Consider the following 6,380-nt stretch of genomic DNA (forward strand, 5'->3'; position numbering starts at 1 on the left):
CTCCTGAGGCGCGCTCCGCCGTCGGGCCGGGCAAGGTGCCGGGCGAGGCCGGCCGATGGTCGAGCGTGGTGCCGAGCACGAGGTTGCGGTCGTTCTGCGCGTCAGAACGACCGCAACCTCGTGCTCGACCGCAGGGATCTCCCGGCCCGACGGCGGAGCGCGCCTCAGGAGTCCTGTGCGGCCTCGCAGGTTCAGGGCTCAGGTGCGGTCCTGCTGCTCCGACGACGGGCTGGCCGCGAACCGCATCTGCTCGGGCACGTTGCCGTAGACGACGTGCCGGTACCAGGCACTGCGAGTGCGACTCTCGCGCATCAGCGTTCCCGCCAACAGCAAGAGAACGGCCAGGAAGGCCCAGAAGAACCCTGACGCGAAGAAGGCCGGCCAGTATGCGGCGACCGGTTCGCCGGCGATCAGGGCGTATCCGGCGATCGTCGTGAGCATCGTGCCGTAGCTCAGGACCAGCGTCCAGGTCGCATCCCGCACCGAGTAGAACGCGCCCCTGATGTCGTCGGCGACCCACCACCAGTACCGCGCGGGCAGCCGCAGACCGAACCGGTACAGCACCCACCGCCACAGCGGCGGTCGCTCACGCCACCGCAGTCCCCACCCCGCGCACAGCAGGCCACGGACCTCGCCGACGCTCAGCCGGTCGGGCACGGGCGCACCGGTCGCCTCCGCAGCCGCTTGGGCCACGTCCTGCTGGACCGCGAGCAGCTCGTCGCCGTGGACCTCACGCCAGCGGCGCGGGTAGGCGCGCGCCCAGAAGCGCGCGGACCGTTCGAAGCTCTCGTGGGGCGTCAGGTCGCGGCGGCGCATCAGGCCAGCCCTCCAGCGAGGCGGCCCGACGTCGGACGTGATGCCGTGCCCCGCCGGTCGAGGGCCTTCTGCGCCCTGGCGGCGAGCTCGCGGAGCCGGGCCGTCTCCTGCTCGGCCGCGCGACGGCCGTCGTCGGTGATCCGGTAGTAGCGGCGCAGACGACCGTCGACCACCTCCTCGCCCGAGGGCTCGACGAGCCCCGCACCCGAGAGCCGGTCGAGGTTGCCGTACAGGGTGCCGGCCCCCAGCGTCGTGGCGCCGTCCGACAGCTCGGCGACCGCCTGGATGACGGCGTAGCCGTGGAGCGGCTCGGGCGTGAGCGAGAGCAGGATCAGGTAGGCCTGCTCGGTCATGCGGAACGGCTTGGCGCCCGGCGGGCCATTCGCAGCGGAAGTCATGGTCGATATATATCGCGCAACGACTCATGCAGCAAGACAGGACGCACCGCCTGCACTGCTCGACGGCTCCGCAGGTCACTGTCGGACCCCGACGCTACGATCGAACACATGTTCGAATCGCTGCTCGAAGCCCGCCCTGGGCCTGGGGTCCAGGTGATCGCTGCCGTCCTCTCGCGCGACCGCACGTGCACGTTCCCGGGGTGCGCCGTGCCCGCGTTCCGCTGCGACCTCGACCACGTCAGGCGCCCGTCCCCGCCGGGACCGGGCGTGACGCAGGAGACCACGGACGTGGGTCCCGACGAGCTCATCTCGCTGTGCCGGCACCACCACGTGGTCCGGGCGCGGCACGGCTGGCGCCCAGAGCTCGCGATCGACGGCACGGTCCGCTGGACGTCACCGACGGGGCACCGCTACGTCCGCGAGCGCCCCGGCACCGTGGTTCAGACCAGCACAGCTGCTCAGAACAGGGAGTCGCCCGTGATCCGCTCGTAGGCCTCGAGGTAGCGGTCGCGCGTGCGCTCGACGACGTCGGCAGGCAGCGACGGCGGCGTGGCGTCGGATGCGCGGTCCCAGCCCGAGGCGTCGGACGCGAGCCAGTCGCGGACGTACTGCTTGTCGAAGCTCGGCTGCGACTGCCCCGGCTGCCACTGGTCGGCAGGCCAGAAGCGCGACGAGTCGGGGGTCAGCACCTCGTCACCCAGGACGGTCGCGCCCGTGACGGGGTCCACGCCGAACTCGAACTTGGTGTCGGCGAGGATCACACCGCGCTCGCGCGCGATCTCCTCGGCGCGCGAGTAGACCGCGAGCGTCAGGTCGCGCAGCCGGGTCGCGGCCTCGAGCCCGATGGTCTGGGCGACGACCTCGAACGACACGTTCTCGTCGTGCTCGCCGACCTCGGCCTTGGCCGCGGGCGTGAAGATCGCCTCTGGGAGACGCGAGCCGTCGACGAGCCCCTCGGGCAGAGGAACACCGCACACCGTACGGTCCACGCGGTACTCGACCAGGCCGGATCCCGTGAGGTAGCCGCGGGCCACGCACTCGACCGGGAACATCTCGAGGCGGCGGCAGATCATGGCGCGACCGGCGACGACGTCCGGCACCAGGCCGTCACCGAGCATGGCGCTGGCCTCGGTGCTCACCACGTGGTTGGGGACGAGGTCGGCGAGCTTGTCGAACCACCACAGGCTGAGCTGGGTCAGGACGACCCCCTTGTCGGGGATGCCCGGCGACAGGACGTGGTCGAACGCGCTCACGCGGTCGCTCGCGACGACCAGGACGACGTCACCGAGGGGGTGCGCCCCGCCGAGCTGTGCGAGGTCGGGCTCGTAGAGGTCGCGGACCTTCCCCGAGTAGACGTGCCGCCACCCCGGCAGGTCGAGGTGGGCCGTGTCGAGAGCGTCGCGCGAGTCAGTCACGGCGCCTAGTCTCTCATCCGGCGCACGCACGGTTCGGGGCGTCCGGATGGCGAGGCTCCGGCCTGCCGGACACCGCGACGTCCACCCAGGTCACCCGGGTCCGGGGTGTTCCGGGCCCACCGGTTCGCGGCACGGACGACGACCGTCCGCGGCGTCGAGACCGAGCACGTGGGGCGCGCCGGGGTACGCCGGTCACGCGCAGGGTGGACGGGTCACACGGGCCGCGAGCGATCGGGCAGGAAGACCCCCCGGAGAGCGGCCTCCCGACGCTCGTCGGACCGGTCCGTCATGACCCCGACCATGCGCGTCGGGCAGCCAGCGCCGTCGCTCACGGTCACGGCACGGCAGGCCACGCGCAGGTAGCGGCCGTCGGCGGCTCGTAGGCGGTGCTCGAGGTCGAGCGACCCGCCGGCCCCGCCGAGCTGGGCCGCGAGCGCGACCTGGACGGCCTGCAGGTCCTCGGGGTGGACACGGTCGATCCACTCGTCGGGGTCGGCGGCCCGCACGTCGTCGGCCGGCAGGCCGAGCATGGACCGCCAGGACGGCGAGAAGTAGACCGTGCCGGTCGCGACGTCCCAGTCCCACGTCGCGTCGTACGCCGCGACCGAGGCGAGGGCGTAGCGTTCCTCGCTCGCGCTGATCTCCTCGGCCAGGCGTCGCTCACGACGTGCGGCCTCCTCGAGCTCGGTCCGCTGGGCGCGCAGCGCGGCCAGGTGGTGCTCCTGGTCGAGCGCGACCGCGAGCATGGCCGCCCAGTGGTTGTACTTCTCGCGCGCGCTCGTCGCCCGGGTGTCGACGGGGCCGCCGATCACGAGGTACCCCCAGTCGCTCGCGTCGAACGCGACGGGGATGACGAACGAGAGTGCGTTGGCGCTCAGCAGAGCCCTGGGTGGGAACTCGGCCGCAGGGTAACGGTGGCCGACGAGCCGTTGACCGACGGTGCTGCCCCGGACCCCCGCGACCTCGAGCACACCGCCCGCGGGCCCTCCGCCCGGGGGGACCCACAGCGCGATCGCCGCCGGGCCGGCCTGCCCTCGGGGCAGCCACTCGAGGTGCCGCAGGGACGCGCTGTCGGCGTGCATGAGCTCGAGGTCGAGCTCGTACTGGTCGACCATGGCCCGTTCGAGGTGGCCCGAGCGGACGAGGAGCCCGTGCGTGCACCCCTTCGAGAGCGCGACGAGGATCTCGGTCGTCACGTCACCGAGCGCCCGGGCACGACCCTGCGGTCGTGCGCGGGCCGCGCCACCCAGCGGTCCCGTCGTCCCCCGGCGCTTGATGCCCCCCAGGAGCTCCGCCTCGAGCGCGCGCACCACGGGCACGAGCTGCTCGAGCGCCTCGGGGACGGGTCGCAGGACCGCGGTCCGGTCGGCGAGCGCACGGTAGGAGTGCGACGTGGGCACGGTCGCGTCAGCAGCGGCGTCGGTCATCATCCCGACGACGGCCCGCACCCACCCTCCGACGGCGCTCTCCCCCGCTCCGGACGACCCCGCGCTCCCCGGACGCGGCTTCGCACGCAGGACCACGGCGTCGTCGAGCACGGCGCGCGCCACGGCGGCGAGGCGCGCTGCCGCGGAACCGTCGTCGGCGGTGCCCGCGCTGCGCGGCACCCCGTCGACGAGCAGGTCGGTCCGCGTGCCGTCGACGCAGCCGCAGGACTCGCGGCAGACGAGGGTCGCGTCCGCGAGGTGCTCACCCGGCCCGACCCGCTCGCCGTGCAGGCGCGCGAGCAGGAGCTCGGCGGCGAGCTCTCCGACGCGGTCGTGGTGCGGGTCGACCGACGAGAGCCGAGGGCGTGCCCGCGCGCCGCCGTCGGAGTGGTCGAACCCGATGAGCGCCTGGTCGCGCGGCAGCACGAGCCCCGAGTCGGTCAGTGCGCGCAGGAAGCCGACCGCGTTGCGGTCGGTGCCCGCGATGGTCGCGGTCGTGTCGAGCCCCTCGTCGAGCGCGGCCCGGGCGGCCGCCGCGCCGGCGGCCTCCTGGTTGTCGCGCGTCCGGTAGACCCACTCGGGGCGGGGCTCGATCCCGTGGGCGCGCAGCGCTGCCTCGTACGCGGCGTGCCGCTCCGCCAGGTCGTGCTGGCGCGGGTTCCCGAGGAACCCGATCCGTTGGTGCCCGTGCTGGAGGAGGTGCTCGACGGCGGCGCGCACCCCGCCCGCGTTGTCGGGCGTGACCACGGGAGCCCGCAGGTCGTCGACGGTCTCGCTGATGACGACCAGGGGCTTGCCCGACCGGTCGAGGGCGCGCAGCACGTCGTGCTCGACGGCCGACGTGACCACGATGACCCCGTCCATCGCGTCGAGCCCGGCGATCGGCCGGTGCGGCGGCTGGTCGGGGAACTCGTCCCGGTCGAGGTCGGCCGGATACGTCTGGACCGCGACCACGCGATGCCCGCCCGCGCGCAGGCCGCGTGCGATCCCTGCGAGGACCTTCCCGAAGTAGAAGCCGCCCACGACCGGCGAGAGGACACCGATCGTGAGGTTTCGTCGGTGGGTCGTGACATCGACCATGGCGCTCACCCCGTCGTGTACCTGATTCCCCCCTGACGGCTCGCCGTCGAGCCGGCCCGATCGTGCAGCACGCCCCGGCTGGGGGCATGCTGTGTGACCGTGGCCACATTCTTACGTCCGGAACGCCCGATTGCTACTGGTAGACGCACGACCATCACCGACGTCGCCCGTGCGGCGGGGGTGTCGATCGCGGTCGTCTCGTACGCCCTCAACGGACGACCGGGGGTCTCGGACCGTACCCGGCGGCGGGTCCTCCAGGTCGCCGAGGAGCTCGGGTGGCGGCCGAGCGTGGCGGCCAGGACCCTGCGCGGCGCGGCCGGGTCGGTCGCGCTCGTCCTGGTGCGGGACGCGGTCGGCGCCGCGGCGACGGCCACGGATCTGGAGCTCTCGGACGGGCTCCGGGACGTCCTCGACGGGAGGCTCTCGCTGGCCGTGCACCTCCTGGGCTCCCCGGCCGCAGCGGCGCTCGCCATCGCGGACTGGTGGGCCGAGCAGCGGTACGAGGCCGTGGTCCTCACGGGGATCCGCCGCGAGGACCCCCGGCTCGCGGCGGTCGAACGCCTGGGGGCCGTGGCGGTCCTGGTCGACCACGTCGCCCTGCCGGGCGACGGCTCGGGCGACGCGCCGAGCAACCCGCCGCCGGCGGCCCAGCGTCCGCCCACCCCCACATCCACATCCACGTCCACGTCCACGTCCACGCAGACCGTCGCCCTCGACCCGTCGGCCGACACCAAGGTCGGCCGCTACCTCTCCGACCTCGGGCACCGCCGCGTCGCGGTGCTGGCGTCCGCGGCCGACCTCCGGTCGGGGCGCGGCGCTGCCGAGGCCGTGAGGGCCGAGGTCGCGCGTCGGGGCGGGGTCGCGGTCGTCGAGTCGTGCACGACGCTCGAGGACGTCGCGTCGACCGCACGCCGGCTGCTCGCGTCCCCCGAGCGCCCGACGGCGGTCGTCACCTCGGACGACCAGGGCGCCCTCGTCGTCCTCGACGTCGCGCGCCGTGCGGGGCTCGTCGTCCCCTGGGACCTGTCGGTCGTCGCGGGCCGCGACGCACCGGTGCTGCGGCTGTCGACCCCGCCCGTGACGGCGGTCGCGCGCCCCGACAGGGCGCTCGGTCAGGAGGCCGGGCGCCGGGTGCTCCGGACTCTCGGTCGGGACGCGGCGCCCGGCCCCGGCGCCGCCCCCCCCCCCGCCCCCCCCCCCCCCCCCGCCCCCCCCCCCCCCCCCCCCCCCCCCCCCCCCCCCCC

Annotated in this window: 6 protein-coding genes; 2 read left to right on the forward strand and 4 right to left on the reverse strand. The window is 74.4% G+C overall.

Annotation, left to right across the window (positions count from 1 at the left end; translation table 11 throughout):
- Window positions 1–198: 198 nt before the first annotated feature.
- Both OERS_RS19990 and OERS_RS19995 read right to left on the reverse strand, forming a co-directional pair.
- Window positions 199–816 (reverse strand): hypothetical protein, encoded by a 618-nt coding sequence (locus OERS_RS19990; RefSeq protein ID WP_068627745.1) that lies wholly within the window; start codon window positions 814–816, stop codon window positions 199–201.
- Entirely contained in the window at window positions 816–1,214 is a 399-nt protein-coding gene (locus OERS_RS19995; RefSeq protein ID WP_248948790.1) for a PadR family transcriptional regulator, read from the reverse strand. Before OERS_RS19995 ends, OERS_RS19990 begins: the two co-directional genes overlap by 1 nt.
- 108 nt (window positions 1,215–1,322) lie before the next feature.
- Between OERS_RS19995 and OERS_RS20000 the strand changes: the two genes are divergently transcribed.
- On the forward strand, window positions 1,323–1,706 hold the full coding sequence (locus OERS_RS20000) for an HNH endonuclease signature motif containing protein (RefSeq protein WP_068627747.1): 384 nt from the start codon (window positions 1,323–1,325) through the stop codon (window positions 1,704–1,706).
- Here the strand turns inward: OERS_RS20000 and OERS_RS20005 are convergent.
- Window positions 1,673–2,629: a phosphoribosylaminoimidazolesuccinocarboxamide synthase gene (locus OERS_RS20005; protein WP_068627748.1), complete on the reverse strand. Its 957-nt coding sequence runs from the start codon at window positions 2,627–2,629 to the stop codon at window positions 1,673–1,675. The two genes, OERS_RS20000 and OERS_RS20005, sit on opposite strands and share 34 nt — an antisense overlap.
- Before the next feature lie 212 nt (window positions 2,630–2,841).
- A complete protein-coding gene (locus OERS_RS20010) occupies window positions 2,842–5,136 on the reverse strand; it encodes a substrate-binding domain-containing protein (RefSeq protein WP_068627749.1) in 2,295 nt (764 codons plus the stop codon).
- A gap of 99 nt (window positions 5,137–5,235) precedes the next feature.
- On the opposite strand from OERS_RS20010, the gene OERS_RS20015 reads away from it, so the two are divergent.
- The coding region (locus OERS_RS20015; RefSeq protein WP_139107962.1) for a LacI family DNA-binding transcriptional regulator at window positions 5,236–6,380 on the forward strand (1,145 nt) is incomplete at its 3' end.

Origin of the sequence: Oerskovia enterophila (assembly GCF_001692445.1) — a bacterium.
Lineage (GTDB): Bacteria > Actinomycetota > Actinomycetes > Actinomycetales > Cellulomonadaceae > Oerskovia > Oerskovia enterophila.